23 protein-coding genes, 4 tRNA genes, 1 rRNA gene, 1 pseudogene and 1 riboswitch (1 of these 30 cut by a window edge) are annotated in these 25,014 nt (G+C 40.5%); of the genes and pseudogenes, 7 read left to right on the forward strand and 22 right to left on the reverse strand.

The genetic code is table 11. The annotated features are described in order from the left end of the window. From INQ00_RS01900 to INQ00_RS01915, 4 genes are all read right to left on the reverse strand, one after another. Positions 1–259: ribosomal RNA gene (locus INQ00_RS01900) — 16S ribosomal RNA — on the reverse strand (it extends 1,281 nt beyond the left edge of the window). Between the two features lie 340 nt (positions 260–599). Further along, positions 600–1,106, reverse strand: a complete 507-nt coding sequence (gene hemG / locus INQ00_RS01905) for a menaquinone-dependent protoporphyrinogen IX dehydrogenase (RefSeq protein ID WP_197547135.1) — start codon at positions 1,104–1,106, stop codon at positions 600–602. Continuing rightward, on the reverse strand, positions 1,106–2,569 hold the full coding sequence (locus tag INQ00_RS01910) for a TrkH family potassium uptake protein (protein WP_197547136.1): 1,464 nt from the start codon (positions 2,567–2,569) through the stop codon (positions 1,106–1,108). Before INQ00_RS01910 ends, hemG begins: the two co-directional genes overlap by 1 nt. A gap of 10 nt (positions 2,570–2,579) precedes the next feature. Then, positions 2,580–3,191 carry a YigZ family protein gene (locus tag INQ00_RS01915; RefSeq protein WP_197547137.1) on the reverse strand — a complete coding sequence of 204 codons (612 nt, stop codon included), beginning with the start codon at positions 3,189–3,191 and terminating at the stop codon, positions 2,580–2,582. Positions 3,192–3,307: 116 nt separating this feature from the next. Between INQ00_RS01915 and tusA (INQ00_RS01920) the strand changes: the two genes are divergently transcribed. After that, a complete protein-coding gene (gene tusA / locus INQ00_RS01920) occupies positions 3,308–3,547 on the forward strand; it encodes a sulfurtransferase TusA (protein ID WP_054420424.1) in 240 nt (79 codons plus the stop codon). 29 nt (positions 3,548–3,576) lie between these two features. Here the strand turns inward: tusA (INQ00_RS01920) and INQ00_RS01925 are convergent, their stop codons facing one another. Beyond that, the gene (locus INQ00_RS01925) at positions 3,577–4,506 is read right to left on the reverse strand and encodes an RsiV family protein (protein WP_197547138.1); all 930 of its coding nucleotides are present in this window, start codon (positions 4,504–4,506) and stop codon (positions 3,577–3,579) included. An 8-nt stretch (positions 4,507–4,514) separates the two neighbouring features. After that, a pseudogene (locus INQ00_RS01930) lies at positions 4,515–4,709 on the reverse strand (SelB domain-containing protein); the annotation flags it as partial. Between INQ00_RS01930 and tusA (INQ00_RS01935) the strand changes: the two are divergent. Next, positions 4,710–4,949, forward strand: a complete 240-nt coding sequence (gene tusA, locus INQ00_RS01935; protein WP_197542522.1) for a sulfurtransferase TusA — start codon at positions 4,710–4,712, stop codon at positions 4,947–4,949. A 28-nt stretch (positions 4,950–4,977) separates the two neighbouring features. On the opposite strand, the gene INQ00_RS01940 is transcribed toward tusA (INQ00_RS01935), so the two are convergent. The 3 genes from INQ00_RS01940 to selA are packed head-to-tail and all read right to left on the reverse strand — an operon-like array spanning position 4,978 to position 9,127. Beyond that, positions 4,978–5,880: an RsiV family protein gene (locus tag INQ00_RS01940; protein ID WP_197547139.1), complete on the reverse strand. Its 903-nt coding sequence runs from the start codon at positions 5,878–5,880 to the stop codon at positions 4,978–4,980. 8 nt (positions 5,881–5,888) lie between these two features. Beyond that, on the reverse strand, positions 5,889–7,748 hold the full coding sequence (selB, locus tag INQ00_RS01945; protein WP_197547140.1) for a selenocysteine-specific translation elongation factor: 1,860 nt from the start codon (positions 7,746–7,748) through the stop codon (positions 5,889–5,891). Then, positions 7,745–9,127: an L-seryl-tRNA(Sec) selenium transferase gene (selA, locus tag INQ00_RS01950; RefSeq protein ID WP_197547141.1), complete on the reverse strand. Its 1,383-nt coding sequence runs from the start codon at positions 9,125–9,127 to the stop codon at positions 7,745–7,747. Before selA ends, selB begins: the two co-directional genes overlap by 4 nt. 72 nt (positions 9,128–9,199) lie before the next feature. Between selA and INQ00_RS01955 the strand changes: the two genes are divergently transcribed. Then, positions 9,200–9,294: transfer RNA gene (locus INQ00_RS01955), tRNA-Sec, on the forward strand. Between the two features lie 150 nt (positions 9,295–9,444). Here the strand turns inward: INQ00_RS01955 and tuf are convergent. The 5 genes from tuf to INQ00_RS01980 all read right to left on the reverse strand — a co-directional run bounded on the left by tuf (position 9,445) and on the right by INQ00_RS01980 (position 14,952). Then, complete coding sequence (gene tuf / locus INQ00_RS01960) at positions 9,445–10,629, reverse strand: elongation factor Tu (protein ID WP_049383876.1); 1,185 nt, start codon at positions 10,627–10,629, stop codon at positions 9,445–9,447. Between the two features lie 65 nt (positions 10,630–10,694). Beyond that, the gene (gene fusA, locus INQ00_RS01965) at positions 10,695–12,797 is read right to left on the reverse strand and encodes an elongation factor G (protein ID WP_197547142.1); all 2,103 of its coding nucleotides are present in this window, start codon (positions 12,795–12,797) and stop codon (positions 10,695–10,697) included. 84 nt (positions 12,798–12,881) lie between these two features. Continuing rightward, entirely contained in the window at positions 12,882–13,352 is a 471-nt protein-coding gene (gene rpsG / locus INQ00_RS01970; protein WP_005699184.1) for a 30S ribosomal protein S7, read from the reverse strand. 146 nt (positions 13,353–13,498) lie between these two features. Beyond that, a complete protein-coding gene (gene rpsL, locus INQ00_RS01975; RefSeq protein ID WP_005543325.1) occupies positions 13,499–13,873 on the reverse strand; it encodes a 30S ribosomal protein S12 in 375 nt (124 codons plus the stop codon). A 185-nt stretch (positions 13,874–14,058) separates the two neighbouring features. Further along, a complete protein-coding gene (locus INQ00_RS01980; RefSeq protein WP_197547143.1) occupies positions 14,059–14,952 on the reverse strand; it encodes a hypothetical protein in 894 nt (297 codons plus the stop codon). A gap of 231 nt (positions 14,953–15,183) precedes the next feature. On the opposite strand from INQ00_RS01980, the gene INQ00_RS01985 reads away from it, so the two are divergent. Together INQ00_RS01985 and dusA are read left to right on the forward strand one after the other, a co-directional pair. Further along, entirely contained in the window at positions 15,184–16,569 is a 1,386-nt protein-coding gene (locus tag INQ00_RS01985; protein WP_197547144.1) for a chloride channel protein, read from the forward strand. 3 nt (positions 16,570–16,572) lie between these two features. Beyond that, on the forward strand, positions 16,573–17,559 hold the full coding sequence (gene dusA, locus INQ00_RS01990) for a tRNA dihydrouridine(20/20a) synthase DusA (RefSeq protein ID WP_197547145.1): 987 nt from the start codon (positions 16,573–16,575) through the stop codon (positions 17,557–17,559). 70 nt (positions 17,560–17,629) lie between these two features. Here the strand turns inward: dusA and ribB are convergent, their stop codons facing one another. Next, positions 17,630–18,277, reverse strand: coding sequence for a 3,4-dihydroxy-2-butanone-4-phosphate synthase (gene ribB, locus INQ00_RS01995; protein ID WP_197547146.1), 648 nt, complete (start codon positions 18,275–18,277; stop codon positions 17,630–17,632). Between the two features lie 89 nt (positions 18,278–18,366). Beyond that, positions 18,367–18,541: riboswitch (FMN riboswitch) on the reverse strand. Positions 18,542–18,668: 127 nt separating this feature from the next. Between ribB and nadR the strand changes: the two genes are divergently transcribed. Together nadR and INQ00_RS02005 are read left to right on the forward strand one after the other, a co-directional pair. Beyond that, complete coding sequence (gene nadR, locus INQ00_RS02000) at positions 18,669–19,778, forward strand: multifunctional transcriptional regulator/nicotinamide-nucleotide adenylyltransferase/ribosylnicotinamide kinase NadR (protein ID WP_081000845.1); 1,110 nt, start codon at positions 18,669–18,671, stop codon at positions 19,776–19,778. Position 19,779: 1 nt separating this feature from the next. Beyond that, positions 19,780–20,460: a metallophosphoesterase family protein gene (locus INQ00_RS02005; protein WP_049356784.1), complete on the forward strand. Its 681-nt coding sequence runs from the start codon at positions 19,780–19,782 to the stop codon at positions 20,458–20,460. Between the two features lie 53 nt (positions 20,461–20,513). Here INQ00_RS02005 and INQ00_RS02010 read toward each other — a convergent pair. The 7 genes from INQ00_RS02010 to waaA form a co-directional block, all read right to left on the reverse strand. Then, positions 20,514–20,590 (reverse strand) — tRNA-Arg (locus INQ00_RS02010). 53 nt (positions 20,591–20,643) lie between these two features. Further along, positions 20,644–20,720 (reverse strand) — tRNA-Arg (locus tag INQ00_RS02015). 23 nt (positions 20,721–20,743) lie between these two features. Next, positions 20,744–20,837, reverse strand: a tRNA-Ser gene (locus tag INQ00_RS02020). 154 nt (positions 20,838–20,991) lie between these two features. Further along, entirely contained in the window at positions 20,992–23,004 is a 2,013-nt protein-coding gene (gene rep, locus INQ00_RS02025) for a DNA helicase Rep (RefSeq protein WP_197547147.1), read from the reverse strand. A gap of 13 nt (positions 23,005–23,017) precedes the next feature. Beyond that, positions 23,018–23,230 carry a YceK/YidQ family lipoprotein gene (locus INQ00_RS02030; protein ID WP_197547148.1) on the reverse strand — a complete coding sequence of 71 codons (213 nt, stop codon included), beginning with the start codon at positions 23,228–23,230 and terminating at the stop codon, positions 23,018–23,020. Beyond that, positions 23,227–23,703 carry a pantetheine-phosphate adenylyltransferase gene (gene coaD / locus INQ00_RS02035; RefSeq protein WP_197547149.1) on the reverse strand — a complete coding sequence of 159 codons (477 nt, stop codon included), beginning with the start codon at positions 23,701–23,703 and terminating at the stop codon, positions 23,227–23,229. The genes INQ00_RS02030 and coaD overlap by 4 nt, the downstream gene beginning before the upstream one ends. Further along, a complete protein-coding gene (gene waaA / locus INQ00_RS02040) occupies positions 23,700–24,995 on the reverse strand; it encodes a lipid IV(A) 3-deoxy-D-manno-octulosonic acid transferase (RefSeq protein ID WP_197547150.1) in 1,296 nt (431 codons plus the stop codon). Before waaA ends, coaD begins: the two co-directional genes overlap by 4 nt. Between the last annotated feature and the right edge of the window lie 19 nt (positions 24,996–25,014).

Raw genomic sequence — 25,014 nt, forward strand, 5'->3', positions numbered from 1 at the left:
CTCACCAACTACCTAATCCCACTTGGGCTCATCCTATGGCATGTGGCCCGAAGGTCCCACACTTTAATCTTTCGATATTACGCGGTATTAGCTACAGTTTCCCGTAGTTATCCCCCTCCATAAGCTAGATTCCCAAGCATTACTCACCCGTCCGCCACTCGTCATCAAAGAAGCAAGCTTCTTTATGTTACCGTTCGACTTGCATGTGTTAAGCCTGCCGCCAGCGTTCAATCTGAGCCATGATCAAACTCTTCAATTCAAGTTCAATCGCTCAATACTGCTGACATAAAATGTCACTACTTAAAAAGTATTATGAATTTCTAGTTAGCACCTATTAAGACTTCAAAATTAAAAAATATTTTTAAAACAAGTCAATCAACAAGTGCCCACACAGATTGTCTGATATATTGTTAAAGAGCAAAAAACAACGACGCACCGGTTTTTCTTAAGATTCACAACAGCGCGTCGTTGTGTGGGGCGTATTATAGGCATTTCAGACTCCTTTGCAAGATCTTTTTGTAAAAAAATGTAAATTTTTTATTGGTTGAAGATCTTTTAATCAAATCGTCTAAAAAACACAATTTTTATGGTGTTTTATTCTACGAATTCAGACTTTCTGCAAATGCCTTTACTTTTCCCCAATCGGTATATTCAATTTCTTTGGTCGAATCTGTTTCGCCACCTGTAATTTTCATAATCAATTGGATCATGACACGATCAATCCATTTATAGCGTGGATATAGCAATGCCCCTGCAAACACGCCGACTTTTACCGGAGTCCATTTTATGCGTTGAAGGAACTTACGAACATAGACATTTCCCTCTGGCGTATCTTTCCCTTCTTTTCTCGCGGTTAAACCTACACCAAAAAAGACCGCACTTTTTGCATTCAACAATTCGTGATGACGTTCTACAAAACGATATACCTGTTTATTAAAGTGACCATAACGAACGGATGCTCCAATAATCACGCGATTAAAAACTTGAAGATCCTGCTCCTCCATTAACGGTGAAACCATCACTTCTCCTTCAAGATACTGAGCCATAAATTCAGCAATCTTTTTAGTTTGTCCATCACGGCTTGAATATAAAATTAATGTTTTCATTATGCCTTCCAAAACGCCGGTGTGAAGAGCGCCAATAATGTGAAAATTTCTAAACGACCGCATACCATCGCAATGGTGAGTACCCATTTAGCACTATCTGGCATCGCCGTCATATTACTGCTTACTGAACCTAATCCCGGTCCAAGGTTATTAATACTTGCTAATACCGCATTAAAGGCATCAAAAGGTTCAACACCACATGCAATCACACTTAATAAACAAATAGTGAATACCAATAGATACGCTGAGAAAAAGGCCCAGATACTCCCTATCACTCGTTCATCAAGGACATTTTTACCCCATTTAATTGGATACACTAAATTAGGGTGTACAAATCGTTTCAGTTCTCTTGCACCTTGAAGATATAGCACTAAAATTCGTGCAACACGCAAACCGCCACCGACTGAGCCTGCACAGCCACCAATAAAAGAGGCAATAATTAATAACATCGGCACAAAAGAAGGCCACTCAGCAAAATTCGATGTGGTGTAGCCTGTTGTCGTTGAAATTGATACGGCTTGGAATACGACTTGCTCAAAATCTTGCCATGAGGAATCAAAATATTGATGACTTATCATTACTAATGTACAAGCCACGATAAGCAAAATTTGAATACTCATAAAGAAGCGGAATTCTGGATCTTTTGTGTAAATCTTCAAAATATTTTCTCGTCCTAAAGTCGAAAATGCTCTGAAGTGCAATGCGAAGTTACAAGCAGAAATCCACAAGAAAATAACCGTGATAAAATTAATCGCCGAGCTATTAAAATAACCGATGCTGGCATCATGCGTAGAAAAGCCGCCAATGGATACCGTCGAGAAACTATGTGTAAGTGCATCAAACGGTGTCATACCTGCTAGCCAATAAGCCAAGGTACAAGACATGGTTAAAAAGAAATAAACAAACCACAATGCCTTTGCCGTTTCTGCTATCCTTGGCTGAATTTTCTGATCTTTCATTGGACCAGACATTTCAGCACGGTATAACTGCATTCCGCCAATACCCAATAAAGGAATAATCGCAATCGCAAGTACGATGATCCCCATGCCGCCTAACCATTGTAAAAATTGACGGTAAAACAGAATGGCTTTCGGTAAATTATCTAACCCAGTCATGACTGTGGCGCCCGTGGTTGTTAACCCGGAAAACGCCTCAAATACGGCAGAAGCCACTGTTAAATGAGGTGCATCAAATAATAACAATGGTAAGGTTGCTAACCCGCCAAGAACGAACCAAAATGCCACCACAATTAAGAAACCATCACGAGACCGCAATTCTTGTTTGTGATGATGACAAGGCCACCAAAGCAACATGCCCACGGTTAAGCTCAATGCAAAAGCTTGCATAAACGCTTTACCGCCTCCATCGCCATAAATAAGCGCCACAAAGGCTGGAATCAGCATCGTGCCGGAAAAGCACATGATCAAAATGCCGATAATCCGAATAATGGATAAAATATGCACAATATCTCGCTTAATTCATTTCTTCTAATTTCAACGTTCCTGCCGAACGCTCAATTAATGCTTGTTCAAAAGGTTTAATTTGATCTTCACTAATGCCTAACTGCAATGTTATCTGCACTTGAAAATCTTGTTCATAAATTTCAATTTGATGTTGTTCACATAAAATTTGGATCCAATTTAATTGTGCATAATCACAATGAACTTGGAATAACTGACGTTCTACTTTTCGTTCAGTTTCTAATAATTTTAAAGCTTGCTGCACACCATTTCCATAAGCTCGAACTAAACCGCCTGTGCCTAATAAAATACCACCATAATAACGAACAACTACGGCACTAATCTCACCGATTTGGCTACCTTGCAAAGCCGATAGCATCGGTTTCCCTGCAGTGCCAGCTGGCTCACCGTCATCGGAAAAGCCTAATTGTTGCGAATCAGTTGGCTTGCCGGCCACGGCTGCCCAACAATGATGGCGGGCATTAGGGTGCTGCGCTTTAATTTCAGCCCAAAAAGCTTTGGCTTGTTCAAGCCCTTCCGTATGTTGCAAATACGTGATAAATCGACTTTTCTTAATTTCTTCTTCAAAAACAACCGCACTTTTGGGGATAAGGTATTCAGCCATGGACTCATTATTCAAGTAAACTTGTTGCGTAGTTTATCATTGATAGCGGATTTATCGAAATTTCCCCATAATTATTGTATGATGTAGCTCAATTTCAATAAAACTGATGAATAATAATGACTGAAATTACTGTCGATAAAACCCTTGATACCGTTGGTTTACGTTGTCCTGAACCCGTGATGCTCGTGAGAAAAAACATTCGCCACATGAATGAAGGTGAAGTTCTACTTATTTTGGCGGATGACCCTGCCACGACTCGCGATATTCCCAGTTTCTGCCAATTTATGGAACATACCCTTTTAGCGAGTGAAACCCAAGATGCACCTTTTAAATACTGGGTGAAAAAAGGCCAATAAAAATGCGGCCAATATTGACCGCACTTTGATTACTCTTCTACTGGTGTTGTGTATGGCGCTATATATCCGAAGTCATAATACTTCTGTTTTACAAAATCTGGCATTAATAAATTTTCAAGTTGTAGCAATCCCCACGATATCACTAAATCTTGCTCGCCCTCGGCATACGAAGCAATTTCATACTCGTCATAAATAAAATGAATACCATCGTGTGCAAGATAGAAATTCTTAGAAACATCAAAATCTGTTTTTTTCGTAAACGCATCTTCATCTTTTATGCGACCAGAGTCTGTATAAAACCTCCATAATAATTCTTTAACTTCAGGGAGTTTTTTCTGATCAATAATATCGGAAAGCGTTAGAACTTTATGTGTTGTCATATCTACAGTTAAATATACGTTACCACCTACACCGTGTGGTCCTCCAGTATAGCTATAATACCTCACTGCAAAAGTCGCTAATTTTTCTTTTTGACCAACAAATACCATCCAAGCATGACGAGAGAAACCTAGCTCAGGCTCTTTTTCTAAAGATGCTCTTATATCATTCAAAATTATTTTGTATTCAGTCAGCACCTGCTCTCGTGTTTTAGGCGCATTTTCTCCAAATTCATTTTTTACCAATTCAGTCCATAACAGTTCGTCTAACCAATCTATATTCGTTTTTAATCCCAATAGGCTAATACCAATTTCTACCTCATCACGCTCAAACCAACGTTCTTGCGATGGGGTATATTTAATTTTTTCTACTTTTTCAAAAATAGTGTCTTTTTCTGGAAAAATAGCAGGAATAACCTTCTCCACCTTTTCTTTTTCAGCTTTTAATTGCGTATTTTCTGCCGTCAGTTGTGCAATTGTCTGTGTTTGTTGCTCAATGGTTGCTTTCGCTTCTTTATCTTCGCAACCTGTTACAGTAAAAAGTGCAGTTAAAATTAAGGCTGAAATGAATGTCTTTTTCATGTTTTATCCTATAAATCGAATGTATCTTTATCACGTAGAATGTGATCATTGCCTTTGCGGCGTAAAAAACCGGTACGGTCAAAATATTCCATTAATTGCACTGTCAGTTTTCGACCAAAGTTCAGTTTATCACGTAATTCATTTACGGCAACTTTACCTTCTTCGCCTGCCATTTGCTTAATTAAGCGAGCATAAGCATAAATATGACTGAAATTACTGTCAATAAAACCCTTGATACCGTTGGTTTATGTTGTCCTGAACCTGTAATGCTCGTGAGAAAAAACATTCGCCACATGAATGAAGGTGAAGTGCTGCTTATTTTGGCGGACGATCCCGCCACGACTCGCGATATTCCCAGTTTCTGCCAATTTATGGAACATACCCTTTTAGCGAGTGAAACCAAAGAGACACCTTTTAAATACTGGGTGAAAAAAGGCCAATAAAAATGCGGCCATTATTGACCGCACTTTGTTATTCTGCCGTATTACTCGAAACGGGATAATACTGTTTCTGAAGAAATTCAGGCTTCAATAACGCAGAGGCATTCCACCACTCAATCACCAGCTCCTGTGGCCCTTCTGCATAAGACGCAATTTCATACACATTATACACAAAATGAATCCCATCATGATCTAAATAGAAATTATCGGTCACTTCAAAAGCATCTTTTGATGTAAATACTTCCTCATCTTTTACCTCGCCATATCGAGTGTAACGTTCCCAAAGTAATTCTTTTAATTTGGTTTGTTGGTTTGGTTTAAAAACATCATCAAATGAAAGTTGTTTTTTCGTTTCTAAATCAATATTAAGATAGTAATAACCACCAACCCCATGAACCCCACCTTCATAGCTGTAATAGTTTACAAGAAATACTGCAAGCTTACCCCTTTGGTGACTAAATGCTAAATCTAAGGTTTCATCAACACCACTTATCGGGAATTCCAACATCTCTTTTTTAGCTTCATCATATGCTTTCTGGTAATCTGCAATAAGCTGCTCGCGGCTTCTTGGTTTGCCATCAGCATTTTTTGAAATTTCTTCTAAAAGTAGTTTATCTAACCACTCAATATTCGTTTTTAGTGTAGAAACGCTGTAATGAATCTTACCTTCAACAGGCGCATATTCATCTTCTTTGACCGGTTTAGGATATTTGATAGTCTCCTCTTTATCAAAAATCACATCATTTTGAGCAATTATTGCAGGGATAATTTTCTCAGCCTTTTCTTTTTCAGCTTTTAATTGCGTATTTTCTGCCGTCAGTTGTGCAATTGTCTGTGTTTGTTGCGCAATGGTTGCTTTCGCTTCTTTATCTTCGCAACCTGTTGCAGTAAAAAGTGCGGTTAAAATTAAGGCTGAAATGAATGTCTTTTTCATGTGTTATCCTATAAATCAAATGTATCTTTATCACGTAGAATGTGATCATTGCCTTTGCGGCGTAAAAAGCCGGTACGGTCAAAATATTCCATTAATTGCACTGTCAGTTTTCGACCGAAGTTCAGTTTATCACGTAATTCATTTACGGCAACTTTACCTTCTTCGCCTGCCATTTCCTTAATTAAGCGAGCATAAGCATAAATGCTTTCTGTGAGGAAAAAACGATCTTTTACGATTGGCGTAAGATAGCCCAATTTACCCGCTTTATACATAAAATTACGCATCACACTTTCATCTTGCGCCAAGGCTGTTGCCATATCACGTACCCAAATGGCTTGACCATGCGCTTTCTCAAATTCAGCTAACACCGCTTGCCATAAGCTTTGCTCTTCAGCTGAAAATTGGATTTTGTGTGAAGGCAAATGTAGCCAACCACGAGTCTGCTGCAATTGGCCTTCATCAAGCATTTCTTCAATAAAATGATAAATCAGATTTTCCGGTTGGTTTAGTGTTGCAATACGGTATAAGCGGGCCTTACTCAAACCTAGCTGATCATTATGTTGCTCATGATAGGTAGCAAGTGCGGTCAAAATTTGCTGCGTTTTTTCACGTTGATAATCGCGATTAAAACACCAATTTTGGAAACGGATATCGCCGTTCTCGGCCAATGCTTCAGCCAATTGATTTTCGGTTAGTTGCTCACTCCACATTAAAGCTTGAGCTGAAATCGCCTCTTTTTGTAAGGTCAATCCGATGCGTTGTGTGGCGGTTTGAGCCTGATTAAGTTTAGCCAAGAACGCTAAGCGAGCCTCTGTGCGCTTATAACGTTTTGGTGAATGAATTTCGAGTACCTTAGCACCACCAATTAACGCTTTCGCATCACCACTACGTAAAATTAATTTATCCCCAAAAGCTAAAAATAATGGCTGTTCTAAAATCACTTCTGCCAAAGTGCGGTCATTTTTCATTGCATTTTTGCTTTCAAGCAAGGTGAGTTTACCCGTCGTACGGCTTGCCGCATGATAAATGTGTACAGGCTGACTGTCTTTCAAATTCACTTCAGGTGTAATTTCAATGGTAATACGATCGGTTGGCTCAAGTGGCTCTGAGGCTAACAACCAATCGCCACGCTGCATTGGAATACGATCTAAATCAACGTTTAAATTGAGCGCTAAGCGTTGACCAGCCAAGCCTTTCTCACTCGGTGTATTTTGAGCATGGATATTTTTTACGCGAACCTTTTGTCCCGTAGAAAGGAAGAGTTCATCATCAATGGCCACCGTTCCTGCAAATGCTGTGCCCGTTACTACTGTCCCCGCCCCTTTCACGCTAAAGACACGGTCGATAGCGTAACGGAATGGTTTATCCATTTCAGCTAATTCAGGTAAATTGGCTAAATAATCACGTAACGCATCAATACCTAAGCCTGTTTGCGCCGATGTAATAAAATAATGAGATTCAGCTAAGAATGGATAATCCGTCTGAATTTGTGTTTTTAATGCCTCGATTTGCTCATCTGTTGCTCGGTCAGCCTTGGTAATCACCACCATGATTTCAGTAAATTGAAGCTGACGTAAAATCGCTAAGTGTTCTTTAGTTTGTGCGGCAATCCCTTCATCTGCAGCAACGATGAGCATCGCATAATGCACACCACCAAGCCCCGCCAACATATTGGCGAGAAACTTTTCATGGCCAGGCACATCAATAAACCCGAGCACTTTCTCTTTTAAAGGCAAATAGGCATACCCCAAATCAATGGTCATGCCACGTTTTTTTTCTTCCGGCAAATGGGCAGTATTCGTGCCTGTCAGCGCTTGCAAAAGGGCTGTTTTACCATGATCGACATGTCCTGATGTTACTATGATCATAATTTTTCCACCGTATCTAATAGTGCCTTAAAGTCGGCCACGCTACGTAAATCTAACCAGATTTTTCCTTTCTCAACTCGGCCGATTATCGGTTGTTCTAATTGCTTAAATGTAGTCAAAAGTGCGGTCAATTTTGCCTCTGTTTTTTCGGCAATCGTCACCGTGAGAGAAGGAATCGTCGCCATCGGTTGAGAACCACTCCCAATCTGAGCAAAGCTTTCTTCAATCTCAACCTGGTAATCTTTTAAGCGGTTTGCTAAACCGGCTTTAAGTTGTTCGGCTTTTTCTTTTAATACATCTATTGATTGGGTGAGCAAATGTAAAGTTGGCAATGTCTCAGTGAGTTTTTCCGGTTGGAGATAAAGGCGTAATGTTGCCTCAAGCCCGGCTAAAATCACTTTATCGCAACGCAATACGCGCTTTAATGGGTGAGCTTGTAACTGAGCAATCCACTCTTTTTTACCGACGATAATACCGGCTTGTGTTCCACCCAATAATTTATCACCCGAGAATGACACCAAGTTTACGCCCTGTGCGACTTTTTCTTGCACCGTTGGCTCATTCGGTAAATCATATTGGCTTAGATCAATCAATGCCCCACTACCAAGATCCGTTATAACAGGAATATCAAATTCTCGTCCAAGATCAACCAACTCTTGTTCTGAAACCGAAGCGGTAAACCCACTAATATGATAATTACTGCAATGTACTTTCATTAAGAAAGCCGTGTTTTCATTGATTGCTTGACGGTAATCTTTCAAATGTGTGCGGTTTGTTGTTCCCACTTCAACAAGTTTACAGCCTGCTTGAGCCATAATGTCTGGAATGCGAAATGCTCCGCCAATTTCAATTAATTCCCCACGAGAAATAATGACTTCTCTATCTTTAGCAAAGGTAGCCAACATCAAGAGTACGGCTGCAGCATTATTGTTTACGATACAAGCAGCTTCTGCACCTGTTAGTTGTGCAAGTAGTTCACTAATATAATTATCCCGATGACTGCGTTTGCCTTCTTCCAAATCATATTCCAGCGCAACGTTACCTTTCATCGCATGAAGTGCCGCTTGTTGTGCACTTTCAGCCCATAATGCTCGCCCTAAATTTGTATGTAATACCGTGCCCGTTAAATTATGAACTGATTTAATTTGTACATGATTTTGTTGAACCAAGCAATGTTGTAAATGATGTAATGTACTTAGGTGATCGGCAAAAAAGTGCGGTAAGTTTTGATGTTGTTTGATAAACTCGCGCCCTTCAGACAATAATTGGCGCAATTCACGCACGACAGCTGAATGACCAAATTCAGTTAAAAGCATTTCACCTTCTGGTGTTTTTAAAAATTTATCTACCGAAGGAAGTTGTTGAAAAAGTGCGGTCATTTTTAATTCCTATTTCAAAATGGCGTTGAATTATAAACTAATTTACGCTAAAGTAACCGCAATTTCAATAACGGAAGGTCGTCATCTCCGGTGAGGTGGCAGGACTTCAAATCCTGTTGGGGACGCCAGCGTTCCCGGGTGGGTTCAACTCCCATGACCTTCCGCCACTTTTTTTCCTCTAACAAATATTTCTCTCTTCCTAACATTCACTTTTTTAATTTGAATTTTCATTATAATTTTGCGGAATTTTAGGCAAACAAAAAGGCGCATCTCTCGATACGCCTTCTTTATCTAACTTGTTACAGTTAATACATCAATTATTTGATGATTTTCGCAACAACACCAGCACCTACTGTACGGCCACCTTCACGGATTGCGAAACGTAAACCTTGGTCCATCGCGATTGGGTGGATTAAGCTTACTGTCATTTTGATGTTATCACCAGGCATTACCATTTCCACGCCTTCTGGTAACTCGATTGTACCAGTTACGTCAGTTGTACGGAAATAGAACTGTGGACGGTAACCTTTGAAGAATGGAGTGTGACGACCACCTTCATCTTTTGATAATACGTAAACTTCTGATTCGAAATCAGTGTGTGGAGTGATTGAACCTGGTTTCGCTAATACTTGACCACGTTCGATTTCTTCACGTTTGGTACCACGTAATAATGCACCGATGTTTTCACCTGCACGACCTTCGTCAAGTAATTTACGGAACATTTCAACACCAGTTACTGTTGTTTTTGTAGTTGGTTTGATACCAACGATTTCAACTTCATCACCAGTACGGATGATACCACGCTCAACACGACCTGTTACTACTGTACCACGACCTGAAATTGAGAACACGTCTTCGATTGGAAGAAGGAACGGTTGGTCAATTGCACGCTCTGGCTCAGGAATGTAAGTATCTAAGTGGTTTGCTAACTCAAGGATTTTTTCTTCCCATTCTGCAACGCCGTTTAATGCTTGTAATGCAGAACCACGTACGATTGGAGTATCGTCACCCGGGAAGTCATATTGAGAAAGAAGTTCACGAACTTCCATTTCTACTAATTCTAATAACTCTTCGTCATCTACCATGTCGCATTTGTTTAAGAATACGATGATGTAAGGTACACCTACTTGGCGACCTAATAAGATGTGCTCACGAGTTTGTGGCATAGGACCATCTGTCGCTGCTACTACTAAAATAGCACCGTCCATTTGCGCCGCACCGGTAATCATGTTTTTAACATAGTCCGCGTGTCCTGGGCAGTCAACGTGTGCGTAGTGACGAGTTGGAGTATCGTATTCAACGTGTGAGGTGTTGATGGTGATACCACGCGCTTTTTCTTCTGGCGCGTTATCGATTTGGTCGAATGCACGAGCTGCACCACCGTAGTGTTTTGCTAATACGGTTGTGATTGCTGCTGTTAAAGTTGTTTTACCGTGGTCAACGTGGCCGATTGTACCCACGTTTACGTGCGGTTTTGTACGTTCAAATTTTTCTTTAGACATTTGTTTAGTTTCCTAGAAAATGCTCTATAAGCCATTCGACTTATAGAGCGGATTGTTACAAAAAATTATTTTTTACGCGCTTCAATTACTGCAGCAGCAACACTTGTTGGCGCTTCAGCATATTTTAACGGTTCCATTGAGTATGATGCACGACCTTGAGTTTGTGAACGTAAGTCTGTTGCATAACCGAACATCTCAGAAAGTGGAACTTCTGCATCGATTTTAACAACGAATTCGTTCGCTTCTTGACCGTTAACCATAGCACGACGACGGCTTAAGTCACCGATTACATCACCAACATACTCAGGTGGAGTTTCTACTTCAACTTTCATGATTGGCTCAAGTAGAACTGGGTTTGCTTTAGCAAACGCTGCTTTAAATGCTAAAGAAGCGGCTAATTTAAACGCTAATTCAGATGAGTCAACATCATGGTATGAACCGAAGTGTAAACGTACACCAAGATCTACTACTGGGTAACCCGCTAACGGACCAGATTTAAGTTGTTCTTGGATACCTTTATCAACCGCAGGAATGTATTCACCAGGGATTACACCACCTTTGATTTCGTTTACAAATTCATAACCAGGACCTTCTGGATCTAATGGATATAAGTCGATAACAACGTGACCATATTGACCGCGACCACCAGATTGTTTTGCGTGTTTACCTTCCACATCGTTAACACGAGTGCGGATAGTTTCACGGTAAGATACTTGTGGTTTACCGATGTTAGCTTCCACTTTAAACTCACGTTTCATACGGTCAACGATGATATCTAAGTGTAACTCACCCATACCAGAAATAATAGTTTCACCAGATTCTTCATCAGTGTGTACACGGAATGAAGGGTCTTCTTGAGCAAGACGACCTAATGCAAGACCCATTTTTTCTTGGTCAGCTTTAGTTTTAGGTTCTACTGCTACAGAGATTACTGGCTCTGGGAATTCCATACGCTCAAGGATGATTGGTGCATCGATAGCACATAATGTATCACCCGTTGTTACATCTTTTAAGCCGATTGCTGCAGCGATATCGCCCGCACGAACTTCTTTGATTTCTTCACGTTTGTTAGCGTGCATCTGTACGATACGACCAAAACGTTCACGTTTTTGACGTACTGAGTTTAATACTGTATCACCAGAATTAATTACACCTGAGTACACACGGAAGAAAGTTAAGTTACCTACGAATGGGTCAGTTGCAATTTTGAATGCTAATGAAGAGAACGGCTCATCATCGCTTGCGTGACGTTCACCTTCAGTTTCATCTGGGTTGATACCTTTGATTGCTGGAATATCAGTTGGTGCTGGTAAGTATTCAACAACTGCATCAAGCATTGCTTGAACACCTTTGTTTTTGAATGCAGAACCACAAGTTACCAAGATGATTTCGTTTGCTAATACGCGTTGACGAAGACCTGCTTTAATTTCTTCTTCGCTTAACTCTTCACCACCAAGGTATTTTTCCATTAATTCTTCAGTTGCTTCAGCTGCTGCATCAACAAGGTTTTGACGCCATTCTTCACACGCTGCTTGCATTTCTGCTGGAATATCTTCATAAGTGAAGGTCATACCTTGGTCTGCTTCATTCCAGTTGATCGCTTTCATTTTGATCAAGTCAACAACACCAGTGAAGTTTTCTTCTGCACCGATTGGAAGTTGAAGAGGAACAGCGTTCGCACCTAAACGAGTTTTAAGTTGATCAACAACACGTAAGAAGTTAGCACCAGTACGGTCCATTTTGTTTACGAACGCAATACGTGGAACTTGATATTTGTTAGCTTGACGCCATACAGTTTCAGACTGAGGTTGAACACCACCAACCGCACAGTAAACCATTACCGCACCATCAAGAACACGCATAGAACGTTCTACTTCAACAGTAAAGTCTACGTGTCCCGGGGTATCGATAACGTTGATACGGTGTTGTGGGAACTGTTGTGACATACCAGACCAGAATGCGGTAGTTGCCGCAGAGGTAATGGTAATACCACGCTCTTGTTCCTGTTCCATCCAGTCCATTGTTGCTGCACCATCGTGTACTTCACCAATTTTGTGACTTACACCGGTGTAGAATAAGATACGTTCAGTGGTAGTAGTTTTACCAGCATCAATGTGCGCACTAATACCGATATTACGATATCTTTCAATAGGGGTTGTACGAGCCATTATTATAACCTTGTTAAGTTTAATATCTGTTTATATAAGGGTAAGGCTTCATCGAGGATGAAGCCCTTAAATTTTAAAAGCGTATTACCAACGGAAGTGAGCAAATGCTTTGTTAGCTTCAGCCATACGGTGAACATCTTCACGTTTTTTCACTGCTGCGCCTTTGTTATCTGATGCATCAGATAATTCATTTGCAAGACGTAAAGCCATTGATTTATCACCGCGTTTACGTGCAGCTTCAACGATCCAACGCATACCTAATGCGTTACGACGAACTGGACGTACTTCAACTGGCACTTGGTAAGTAGAACCACCAACACGACGAGATTTAACCTCAACAGTTGGGCGAACGTTTTCAAGTGCAATTTCAAATGCTTCTAAAGGTTCTTTACCTGTGCGTTCTGCAAGTTTGTCTAACGCACCGTAAACGATGGTTTCAGCAACGGATTTTTTACCGTCTACCATTAATACATTAATAAATTTTGCAAGTAACTCTGAACCGAACTTCGGATCTGGAAGAATCTTGCGTGGTTCAACACTACGACGACGTGGCATTGCGAATTTCTCCGTATATTTAATCTTCAGGATATCCAAAACTCTATAAAAATTAACCGCACTTTAAAGTGAGCTAATGTGATACTGGAGTTTCTGATTTAAATTTTTACTAATTTAGACGTTTGGCCTTACTTAACGGAGTTCCATTAAGCTTTAGGACGTTTAACGCCGTATTTAGAACGACCTTGTTTACGATCTTTAACGCCTGCACAGTCTAATGCGCCGCGTACAGTGTGGTAACGCACACCTGGTAAGTCTTTAACACGACCACCACGGATAAGCACAACACTGTGCTCTTGAAGGTTGTGACCTTCGCCGCCGATGTAAGAAGTTACTTCAAAGCCATTAGTTAAACGAATACGACATACTTTACGTAATGCTGAGTTCGGTTTTTTAGGTGTAGTTGTGTATACACGAGTGCACACACCACGTTTCTGCGGGCAAGCCTCTAATGCAGGAACGTTACTTTTTACAACCTTTTTCACACGCGGTTTGCGTACTAGCTGGTTGATAGTTGCCATTAAAAAAGCTCCAGTTTAAATGTTATTCATAATAGAATGTTTGTTACAAAATCTATTTCTCCATCCAATAGACGGAAGAAATAGACGCTGAATTTTAAAGAGTTCATGGAAAAATGTCAAGCATCGCATTCTTTGCGCTTAACAGCCTCCTTCATTAAATATCGTCAAGGCTTGAGGATTAAAAATCAATCCACTTGTTTTTGCTTAGACTCTGTTATTTTATTAAAGTGCTTCCATAGTTGTTCCGCATTCGTACTAATTTTTTCAAAACCAGCGGGTAGTTCATAAGTTTGAGTTTGTGGATTAAATAAAATGACTACCTTACCTTTCTTGTTACCTATGCTCTTTATATCCCATTCTTCTGACCCACTCTGAGCCTTATCATTAAGCTTATATTTCACAAGCTTATAATTCAATTCGATCGGATAAAATGCCTCTGTTGGTTTTAGGCTTGAATTAATTTTAGGCTCGCATTCAACGCCGAGAGGCCCAAAACGCCACTCTTCATAATGACACCCTGCCACCATTTTCATTTTATTACCTACGGGATAAATCCAACTAATATCACCTTTCTCACCGCCACTCCCTCCATCACGACCGTCTAATTGAAAACCCAGTGTATCCTTTCCTAGCTTAACGACCGATGCTTTACCAAGAAGCTCTATATTTTTATTTTTAAATAATGGTTTTTGCTCAAAGTTTTCAGAATTCATATATTCCTGATTTTCTAAAACCCATTCATCTAATGACTTTTTGAAAATATATAAATACAGTTCCTCATTATATCCTGCAGTTCCATAATTCAGTGCAAAATAACGCTTTTCTCCTTCACTGGTTTGAATATCTTTTAAATCATAATCAATAAAAAAACTATCATCTTCCCAAGATTTACTCCATTTATCGTATACAGCTCTCGGATAAACTTTTTTGAGGATATGCTTACCAAATTCTTCATTACTCAAATTAGTCGAAATTTGATTAAATTGACTACTCGAACTGGTAGAATTTGCTATAGATGCTTGTATTTCAGTACAAGTTAGGAAACAAGTGATCATCGAGATAAATAGCATTTTTTTCATAATAGAATCCTTATAATTATTGATCTAAGTGTAGTGAATTCTGACTTAACTTAAGAGATTTTCTATAATTATATGATTTTAAAATAATTTATTCCATCCCATCTTTAGATTTAATACATTTTCTTCAAGATATTTAATTCATTTAGTTTTACCTCTCTTTTTCCAAATCAATTGCCTGTCAGTGGCTAGGGTTTTATAATTTCAAGCAGAATTATTTTGTTGGCAATCATTATGTTACGTTCATTCATTTTTCATTTACGTTATTTCTACCATAAAAAACTTCGACAAACGCATCGTATCTCTCATAAAACACTCGAATTCGTATGTTTACTGATTGGTGCGATATTTGTTGCTCTCTTTTCCTTTGGATTTGCCAAGCTAGCCGATATCGGACTTGAATTTAATGCCTATTGGTCTGCTAAATACCCTCTCGCCGTTTGGATCGTTTTACCGCTTGGTCTTGCTTTTCTCACCTGGTTTACCGCCAAATACACACCTTATGTTGGCGGTAGCGGCATTCCACAAGTGATTGCATCCATCAATCTTCCTTACAGTGGCTATAAAACAAAACTGGTTGAATTTCGTCAAACTATCTGGAAAATCCCTCTGACTTTCCTTGCTATGGCGATGGGGGCTTCGGTTGGACGTGAAGGGCCTTCCGTTCAAGTAGGTGCGGCTATCATGCTCGCTTGGGGAAATTTCTGTCGTAAATATAACTTTGCTTTCCGCGGCTTGAGTACAAATGAACTCATTGCCACCGGTGCGGCAGGAGGTCTTGCTGCCGCATTTAATGCGCCTTTGGCCGGTGTCATTTTTGCCATTGAAGAACTTGGTCGCGGCGTGATGTTACGCTGGGAAAGACGTGTATTACTCGGTGTATTAGCTGCCGGTTTTATTTTAGTAGCGATTCAAGGCAATAGCCCTTACTTTCCTGTTTATAAGGGCGAGACCTCTATTCCTTATTTATATCTTTGGCTTGCCATTTGTGGCGTCGTCTGCGGTGTATTGGGTGGTATATTTGGACGACTCCTTGCCAAAGGACTCTCGGGACTTTCTCCAATCAAATGGCGTGATTGGATCCGAAAACACCCTATTTATATTGCCTTATTACTTGGTTTAGTGTTGGCTGCTCTGGGCACCTACAGCGAAGGACAAACCTATGGAACAGGTTATGATGTTGTCACCAGAGCATTAGAAGGACAACTCGTGTCACCTGAAGTGGGGATACTAAAACTCTTCGCAACGGTTACGACTTATTGGAATGGCATCGCGGGCGGAATTTTTACGCCATCTCTCACTACAGGCGCGGGTATCGGCACCATGTTATGGGAAATCAGTAACGGCATGGTCGATCAACGTTTCTTGGTCATTTTATGTATGGCAGCCTTTTTAGCGGGCGGCACACAATCTCCTGTAACAGCCAGCGTAGTGGTAATGGAAATGACGGGGGCTCAACCTGTGCTGATTTGGCTCTTGATTTCCAGTATCATTGCCTCCATAATTTCGCGCCAATTTAGTCCGAAACCTTTTTACCACTTTGCGGCTGGACGTTTCCGTCAACGAATGCAGGAACAACAAGCAGAAGATCTGCGCCGTAACGAGATTCAAGAGAAATAATATATGTCAGAAAACCAACCGCACTTTTATCGTGGACGCTTTTCCGTTGCGCCAATGTTAGATTGGACGACACGCCATTGTCGCTATTTTCATCGTCAATTTAGTAAAAATGCGTTGCTTTATACCGAAATGGTCACAGCACCCGCCATTATTCATGCGAAATACGATCATTTAGATTTTGATTTACAAGAAAATCCGGTTGCCCTACAGCTCGGGGGAAGCGATCCCGCACAGCTTAAACATTGTGCCAAATTAGCCGAAGAAAGAGGCTATCATGAAATTAATCTGAATGTCGGCTGCCCTTCCGATCGCGTGCAAAATGGTATGTTTGGTGCTTGTTTGATGGCAAAAGAGGATTTAGTAGCAGAATGTATTGCAGAAATGCAACGTGTCGTGAATATTCCTGTCACCGTGAAAACGCGTATTGGCATTGATGATTTGGATAGCTATGAATTTCTCTGCGACTTTATCGAAAAAGTCCATTATGCAGGCTGCCAAGAATTTATTGTTCATGCTCGAAAAGCTTGGCTTTCCGGATTAAGCCCAAAAGAGAATCGAGAGATTCCCCCTTTGGATTATGATCGTGTTTATCAATTAAAGAAAGATTTCCCACAGTTAACCATTGCAATTAATGGCGGCATTAAAACCATCGAAGAAATGAAACATCATTTGCAATTTGTGGATGGCGTGATGGTTGGGCGTGAGGCTTATCAAAACCCGTCGTTGTTGGGCTATGTTGATCAAATGCTTTTTGATGCTAATGCGGATATCGTCACACCAAGACAAGCGGTGGAAGCCATGTTCCCTTATATTGAAAAACAACTGAGCCAAGGTGTTTATTTAAATCATATCGTTCGACATATGCTTGGTGCATTCCAAAACTGCAAAGGGGCAAGACAATGGCGACGCTATTTAAGTGAAAATGCCTTTAAGCAAGGTGCAGGAATCGAAGTGGTCGAAACGGCATTAAGCTTTGTGGAAACCAATTAAGCCTGAAATGCAAAGTGCGGTCAGAATTTAATAGATTTTCTGACCGCACTTTTGTTTTCCAAGTATTTAATTAGCACTGATGTTTTTGACGATATGCCACTAAATCTTCAATTGTTAATACCGCATAACCAAATTTTTTCGCAAATTCGATAATTTCTGCAGCACGAGCCATAGAGCCATCATCATTCGTAATTTCACAAATGACACCTGCCGGTTTAAAACCACTTAAACGTGCTAAATCAACTGAGGCTTCAGTATGACCACGACGTGCCAAAACACCGCCTTCTGCGGCACGTAATGGGAAAACATGTCCTGGACGGTGAAGATCTGTCGGTTTTGCATGATCTGCAATTGCCGCTTTGATTGTGGTAACACGATCTTGCGCCGATACACCTGTCGACACACCTTCTGCCGCTTCAATCGTCACGGTAAACGCGGTTTTATTCACGCTATTGTTATGCTCAACCATTGGTGGCAAATCAAGCTGTTTGCATTGTTCATCGGTGATACATAAACATACGATACCACTGCCATAACGAATAAGTTTTGCCATTTGTTCTGGCGTAATGGTTTCTGCTGGGAAGATTAAATCGCCTTCATTTTCGCGATCTTCATCATCCAATACTAATACGCCATTACCTTGTTTGAATGCATTCAATGCGTTAATTATCCGTTCTTCGCCGGTCGCACCAAATGCAGATAAAATTGACTGATTCATCGTAATTTCCTTTTGTTGTTACGTTAAAATTAACCAGAATCAGGGCTGAGAAATGCAAATAAATAGAACGGAAGTGGGAACCCAATCCGTTTTATTCTCTTTCATCCAGACTATACTGTCGGCTTTGGAATTTCACCAAATCTGCTAACCTTAAAAGTACAAAGCGAAACAATTTTGTAAAACGCAATCAAAATTGACCGCACTTTTAAGTGCTCGTGGGCTGTCACCACCGGTAGGGAATTTCACCCTGCCCTGAGAATGCAGGCCGTAGTATAACGTAAAATGTCACTGTAAAAAATCATTCAATGAAAAATGTTTTTATTTGCACAAAGATTGCATAAAATAGGACTATTCAGCCACCTCGTAGTGGCCATTTAGCGAAGGATACATTATGTCGAACAAACACGATAAAAAAGTGGGTGTGATTTTTGGGAAATTCTACCCTGTTCACACTGGCCATATTAATATGATTTATGAAGCATTCAGTAAAGTGGATGAGCTTCACGTGATTGTCTGTAGCGATACTGAACGCGATTTAAAGCTGTTCTATGATAGTAAAATGAAACGCATGCCGACAGTACAAGATCGCCTTCGCTGGATGCAGCAAATCTTTAAATATCAAAAAAATCAAATTTTCATTCATCACTTAATTGAAGATGGCATTCCAAGTTACCCAAATGGCTGGCAAGCTTGGAGTGACGCGGTAAAAAATCTATTTGAAGAAAAACAATTTACCCCTACAATGGTATTTAGTAGTGAGCCACAAGACAAAGCGCCATACGAAAAATACTTAGGCCTCGAAGTTTCTTTAGTGGATCCTGACCGCTCTTTCTTTAATGTATCTGCGACGAAAATTCGTACTACACCTTTCCAATATTGGAAATTCATTCCTAAAGAAGTCCGTCCATTCTTTGCAAAAACCATTGCCATTTTGGGTGGGGAAAGCAGCGGTAAAAGTGTGTTAGTCAGCAAACTGGCTGCCGTATTTAATACTACTTCTGCATGGGAATATGGTCGGGAATATGTCTTCGAAAAATTAGGTGGCGATGAGCAAGCCATGCAATATTCTGACTATCCACAAATGGCACTAGGTCACCAACGCTATATTGATTATGCCGTACGTCACGCCCATAAAGTAGCGATTATTGATACCGATTTCATTACCACGCAGGCTTTTTGTATTCAATACGAAGGCAAAGCGCATCCGTTCCTCGATTCCATGATCAAAGAATACCCGTTTGATGTCACCATTTTATTGAAAAACAATACAAAATGGGTGGATGATGGCTTACGTAGTCTAGGCAGCCAAAAACAACGTCAACAATTCCAACAATTATTGAAGAAATTGTTAGATAAATACAAAGTGCCTTACATTGAAATTGAATCGCCAAGTTATTTAGACCGTTATAACCAAGTGAAATCTGTTGTAGAAAAAGTGTTAAATGATGAAGAACTTGAAGGTTTACAGCATACTAAACGCACATTGACCAACGAGAAATAAAATGATTTTATTCGCAGGCGATCCGCACGGAAGTTATGAACATCTTTATCCTTTCGTGCAAGAAAACGACAACGTTGCCCTGATTATTTTAGGCGACTTGCAGCTTTCTTCGCCTGATGAATTAGATAACCTCGCAAAATATTGTGATATTTGGTTTATTCACGGCAACCACGATAGCAAAACCGTTGCCGCATTTGAGGCGATTTGGGGTACACATTGGAAATCGCGCAATTTGCATAATCGTGTTGTTGAAATCCAAGGTCAACGTATTGCTGGCTTAGGTGGCGTATTCCGAGGACAAATCTGGATGCCACCCAATAAACCAATGTATTTTGACCCTATCCACTATTGCCAATATAGCCCGCAAGAAAAAATTTGGCGTGGCGGTGTACCATTACGTCATCGCACGTCTATTTTCCCTTCTGATATCGAAGCCATTGAAAACGAGCAAGCCGATATTCTAATTTGCCATGAAGCACCTAAACCCCATCCAATGGGATTTCGTGTGATTAATCAACTCGCAGAAAAATTAGGGGTAAGACACGTTTTCCATGGCCATCACCACGATAACGTCGAATACAAGACAAATTTTCCTTATAAAATCACGAATGTCGGTTTTAGAAGTGTCACAGACATACACGGAAATTATTTGTTAAAAACTATTGATGATCGAGAAAAATAACTAAATAAAGCGTTAATTATTTTTGATAAAAAGAAAAGTTTGAAGAGAGAAGATGGCGCACCCGAAAGGATTCGAACCTTTGACCGCTCGGTTCGTAGCCGAGTACTCTATCCAGCTGAGCTACGGGTGCGTAGTGATGTTTTATTTTTCATGACCATTTTAACTGATAGAGTCGATTTAAAATGGCGCACCCGAGAGGATTCGAACCTCTGACCGCTCGGTTCGTAGCCGAGTACTCTATCCAGCTGAGCTACGGGTGCAGAATAATAAAACTAAAAACAAATGGCGGTGAGAGAGGGATTCGAACCCTCGATGGAGTTTTTGACCCCATACTCCCTTAGCAGGGGAGCGCCTTCAGCCTACTCGGCCATCTCACCACAATCGGTTTGTGGGCGGTATAATACGTTTTTTTGAAAATAAGTCAAATCATTTTTTGTAAAAGCCGTTTTGGTTGCTTGATTTATCTACATTTTGCATAAATAAAGTGCGGTTGAAAAAACAAATAAATTTCCTACCGCACTTTAATCATCTCTAGCCTTTTAAAATGGCTCGTAAACGATCGAGCTGACTAGAAGTTTGTTGTTGCTTCTGCTCTACCGTTAATTTTGGCTTATCTTTTTCCCATTGCACATCATCTTGTGGTAACTCTGCCAAGAAACGGCTAGGCTCTGGGCGAATTAACTCGCCAAACTGACGTCGTTCACGACAAAGGGAAAAAGTGAGCGTTTGTTGTGCTCGAGTAATGCCCACATAGGCTAGACGGCGTTCTTCCTCTACATTATCTTCATCAATACTGGTTTGATGAGGCAAAATCCCCTCTTCCATACCGATTAAATACACATGGGGAAACTCTAAGCCTTTGGAGGCATGCAATGTCATTAATTGCACTTGATCACTCTCGTCATCGTCTTCGCCGCGTTCCATCATGTCGCGTAGCGTTAAACGAGTGACCACTTGATTTAAATTCATCGGCTCATTCACGTCATCGCCTTTGAGCATATCCTCTACCCAGCTAAATAAGGTTGCCACGTTTTTACTCTGCATTTCAGCAGCTTTCGGACTGGTGGCATACTCATACAAATATTCTTCGTAATGCAATGAAGAAAGTAACGAACGCACAGCGGTTTCAGGATCGGAACGTAAACTTTGATCGTTCAACTCCACAATCCAACGACCAAATTTTTGCAATGCATCATAGGCTTTTGGCGTGACTCGTTGCATGAGTTCAAACTCAAAAATCGCCTCAAATAAGCTGATATGTTTTTCCTGTGCCAACTCACCTAATTTTTGCAGTGTTGCAGTACCAATTTCCCGTTTTGGTATATTCACAATACGCAAAAAGGCTGCATCATCGTCTTGATTCACCAACAAACGCAAGTAGGCCATCATGTCCTTAATTTCAGCACGAGAGAAAAAAGACGTTCCACCAGAAATTTTGTACGGAATGCGGTTTTGCATCAGCACTTTTTCCAATAGACGCGATTGATGATTCCCCCGATACAAAATCGCATAATCCTTGAATTTGGTTTTACGGCTAAAACGATGGGCAATCAATTCCGCTACAATCCGTTCTGCTTCATGCTCTTCATTTTTCGCTTCAATGACTTGCAGTTTTTCACCTTCGCCCAAGTTGGAAAACAGCTTTTTGTCGAATACGTGCTCGTTGTTATCAATCAAAATGTTGGCACAATGCAAAATACGATGAGTGGAACGATAATTTTGTTCTAATTTGATGACTTGCAAACGCGGAAAATCATCACGTAAGCGCACCATATTTTGTGGACGAGCGCCTCGCCAAGAATAAATGGATTGGTCGTCATCACCCACTACGGTAAAGCAAGCTCTCTCGCCAACGAGTAATTTGATGAGTTCATATTGGCTGGTATTAGTATCTTGATATTCATCCACCAACAGATAGCGAATTTTCTCCTGCCATTTTGACCGCACTTCTTCATTTTGTTTGAAGAGTAAGGTTGGCAACATAATTAAATCATCAAAATCCAACGCATTGTAAGCACGAATTTGCGCCGCATAACGCTCATAACATTTTGCAAAGGTTTGATATTTGGCATCTTTTGCTAAGGCATAAGCCTGTTTTGGCGAAACCAAATCATTCTTCCAATTGGAAATAACCGAGATTAATTCTCGCAATAAATCCTTATCTTCCTGCAGAACATCTGCCGTCAGTTCTTTGAGTAAAGCAAGTTGATCGTGCTCATCAAACAAGGTCATATTCGATTTAAAGCCTAAAGCTTTATATTCCCGTTTGATAATGTCGAAACCTAAGGTATGGAAAGTGGAAACAATCAATCCTTTGGATTTTTCTTTACCAATGGAATGGGCTACACGCTCTTTCATTTCACGAGCGGCTTTGTTGGTAAAGGTCACGGCAGCGATCTGTTTAGGTAAATAACCACAGTGTTCAATCAAATGAGCAATCTTATTGATGATCACGCGAGTTTTGCCCGAGCCAGCACCAGCTAGCACCAAGCAAGGTCCACTGACATATTCGACAGCCTGTTGTTGTTGAGGATTGAGTTTCATATCTTAATGCAAATTAATTTGACCACGCATAAGGCAATAATGCGGTATCTAATAAAAATGACAGTGGCAAATCTAAAATAGGCAAGCCCCATTTTTGTGCCATCTCTAAATCATAAGCCGCACCCGCGTAAGGTGTGTATTTATCCGATGGGTCGATTAATTTCACCACCGTACCACAACCAGTTAACGCTAAAAGTGCGGTTAAAATCAGAAGTGTTTTTTTCATTCACGACGTGCTTTTAAGGCTAAATAGACGGCTTCCGGCACCAGTTCTTTCACATCGCCATGATGTAAATAAATTTCTCGTACAATCGTGGAAGACACAAACGCCCATTTTTCTGTTGGTGGGAAAAACAAACTATCCACACCATCGGTTAATAAACGGTTTAACGCGGCCAGTTGTAATTCATATTCGAAGTCCGTCGTTGTACGCACGCCACGAATAATGGCGGTAATCTTTTTCGCTTTGATTTCATTTGCCAATAAATCAGAGAATCCAAATACTTCCACATTGGGTAAATGATCGACCGATTGACGCACGAGCTCAACGCGTTCTTCTAATGAGAACAATGGCTTTTTGCTCGGACTATTCGCAACCGCGACAAAAACTTTCGGGAAAATGACCGCACTTCGCGCAATAATATCTAAATGCCCGTTGGTAATCGGGTCAAACGTGCCGGGGTAAATTACGCTTGTCATTTATTGTTCTCCGAAATATTGGTTAAATAAGGATGAAGCAAATCTAAAAGACGCTGTAATGCGCCACGATTTTCGATTAATACCTCGTAGCCTGCATTGCCTAAACGTTGACGTGCCCCTTTCGAATTCAATAACTTATCAATAATCTCTGACAATGCTTTTTCTGTTGAGTTGATTTGCAACACACCTTGCACTTCTAAGAGCGAAGTAAAGACTTCAGGGAAATTGAAGGTATGCTTTCCACTCACAACGGGTAATTTAAATGCCAAAGGCTCTAAAGGATTATGTCCCCCATGTTTGACCAAACTTCCGCCAACAAACGCAATATCTGAAATTCCATACATCAACATCAACTCACCCATGGTATCACCCAGAATTACTTGGGTATTTTCTGAAGGAATCTCCCCCGTTGAACGACGAATAAAGTTAAAGTTGGCTTTTTCAATTAAATCTGCCACTGGATTAAAACGTTCAGGATGACGAGGTACCAGCAATAACAGCAAGTTTGGATGTTTTTTCAGTAACAAATGATGCGCTTGTAAAATGAGTTCTTCTTCCCCTTCGTGCGTACTCGCGGCAATCCAAATCTGACGATCTTTCGCCCAGCTTTCATGAAGTGCTTCAATGTCTTTAAGTAATTCATCACTAACCACAAGATCATATTTAATATTGCCAGTTAATTGCAGACGATCTTTCTCATAACCTAACTCTAAATAACGCTTTCCACTGATACTATCTTGTGGCGCAATCAAGCTGATTTGAGAAAGCATATACTGCAAGTATTGTTTGACTTTGCCATAGCGTCTGGCTGAACGCGCAGAAAGGCGTGCATTCGCCACAATGAAAGGAATATTTCGACGAGCCAAACAATCAATCAAATTCGGCCAAAGCTCCGTTTCAATGACAATGAATACTTTAGGTTGAATAAAATCAATAAAACGATTGATGATACAAGGTAAATCGTAAGGTAAATAACAATGCGTCACAGTTTCCCCAAAGGCGGCTTTTACACGTTCAGAGCCTGTTGGCGTGACCGTTGTAAACGTGATTGGTAAATTCGGGTATTCCTTCTGAATACGTTTTACTAGCGGCGTAGCAGCAATCACTTCCCCTACCGATGCTGCATGAATGACGATCCCATCTTGTGTAGGCTTATCAAGATTCGCATAAATGCCATATCGCTCGCCTAAACGCTTGCGATAATTCGGAGCTTTGAGACTTCGTAGTAACATGAATAACAGCACAAAAGGCTGAATTAGATACATCAGGCAGGTATAAAAAAAACGCCACATAAAATAAATTCGGTTATAC

The organism is Haemophilus parainfluenzae (assembly GCF_014931275.1).
In the GTDB taxonomy this organism is placed as follows: Bacteria; Pseudomonadota; Gammaproteobacteria; order Enterobacterales; family Pasteurellaceae; genus Haemophilus_D.

Excerpts from the sequence above, each read along its gene's own strand:
- hemG (WP_197547135.1), bottom strand. The coding sequence starts at position 1,106 with ATGAAAACATTAATTTTATATTCAAGCCGTGATGGACAAACTAAAAAG.
- INQ00_RS01915 (WP_197547137.1), bottom strand. The coding sequence starts at position 3,191 with ATGGCTGAATACCTTATCCCCAAAAGTGCGGTTGTTTTTGAAGAAGAA.
- tusA (WP_054420424.1), top strand. The coding sequence starts at position 3,308 with ATGACTGAAATTACTGTCGATAAAACCCTTGATACCGTTGGTTTACGT.
- INQ00_RS01925 (WP_197547138.1), bottom strand. The coding sequence starts at position 4,506 with ATGAAAAAGACATTCATTTCAGCCTTAATTTTAACTGCACTTTTTACT.
- tusA (WP_197542522.1), top strand. The coding sequence starts at position 4,710 with ATGACTGAAATTACTGTCAATAAAACCCTTGATACCGTTGGTTTATGT.
- INQ00_RS01940 (WP_197547139.1), bottom strand. The coding sequence starts at position 5,880 with ATGAAAAAGACATTCATTTCAGCCTTAATTTTAACCGCACTTTTTACT.
- selB (WP_197547140.1), bottom strand. The coding sequence starts at position 7,748 with ATGATCATAGTAACATCAGGACATGTCGATCATGGTAAAACAGCCCTT.
- selA (WP_197547141.1), bottom strand. The coding sequence starts at position 9,127 with ATGACCGCACTTTTTCAACAACTTCCTTCGGTAGATAAATTTTTAAAA.
- tuf (WP_049383876.1), bottom strand. The coding sequence starts at position 10,629 with ATGTCTAAAGAAAAATTTGAACGTACAAAACCGCACGTAAACGTGGGT.
- fusA (WP_197547142.1), bottom strand. The coding sequence starts at position 12,797 with ATGGCTCGTACAACCCCTATTGAAAGATATCGTAATATCGGTATTAGT.
- rpsG (WP_005699184.1), bottom strand. The coding sequence starts at position 13,352 with ATGCCACGTCGTCGTAGTGTTGAACCACGCAAGATTCTTCCAGATCCG.
- rpsL (WP_005543325.1), bottom strand. The coding sequence starts at position 13,873 with ATGGCAACTATCAACCAGCTAGTACGCAAACCGCGTGTGAAAAAGGTT.
- INQ00_RS01980 (WP_197547143.1), bottom strand. The coding sequence starts at position 14,952 with ATGAAAAAAATGCTATTTATCTCGATGATCACTTGTTTCCTAACTTGT.
- INQ00_RS01985 (WP_197547144.1), top strand. The coding sequence starts at position 15,184 with ATGTTACGTTCATTCATTTTTCATTTACGTTATTTCTACCATAAAAAA.
- dusA (WP_197547145.1), top strand. The coding sequence starts at position 16,573 with ATGTCAGAAAACCAACCGCACTTTTATCGTGGACGCTTTTCCGTTGCG.
- ribB (WP_197547146.1), bottom strand. The coding sequence starts at position 18,277 with ATGAATCAGTCAATTTTATCTGCATTTGGTGCGACCGGCGAAGAACGG.
- nadR (WP_081000845.1), top strand. The coding sequence starts at position 18,669 with ATGTCGAACAAACACGATAAAAAAGTGGGTGTGATTTTTGGGAAATTC.
- INQ00_RS02005 (WP_049356784.1), top strand. The coding sequence starts at position 19,780 with ATGATTTTATTCGCAGGCGATCCGCACGGAAGTTATGAACATCTTTAT.
- rep (WP_197547147.1), bottom strand. The coding sequence starts at position 23,004 with ATGAAACTCAATCCTCAACAACAACAGGCTGTCGAATATGTCAGTGGA.
- INQ00_RS02030 (WP_197547148.1), bottom strand. The coding sequence starts at position 23,230 with ATGAAAAAAACACTTCTGATTTTAACCGCACTTTTAGCGTTAACTGGT.
- coaD (WP_197547149.1), bottom strand. The coding sequence starts at position 23,703 with ATGACAAGCGTAATTTACCCCGGCACGTTTGACCCGATTACCAACGGG.
- waaA (WP_197547150.1), bottom strand. The coding sequence starts at position 24,995 with ATGTGGCGTTTTTTTTATACCTGCCTGATGTATCTAATTCAGCCTTTT.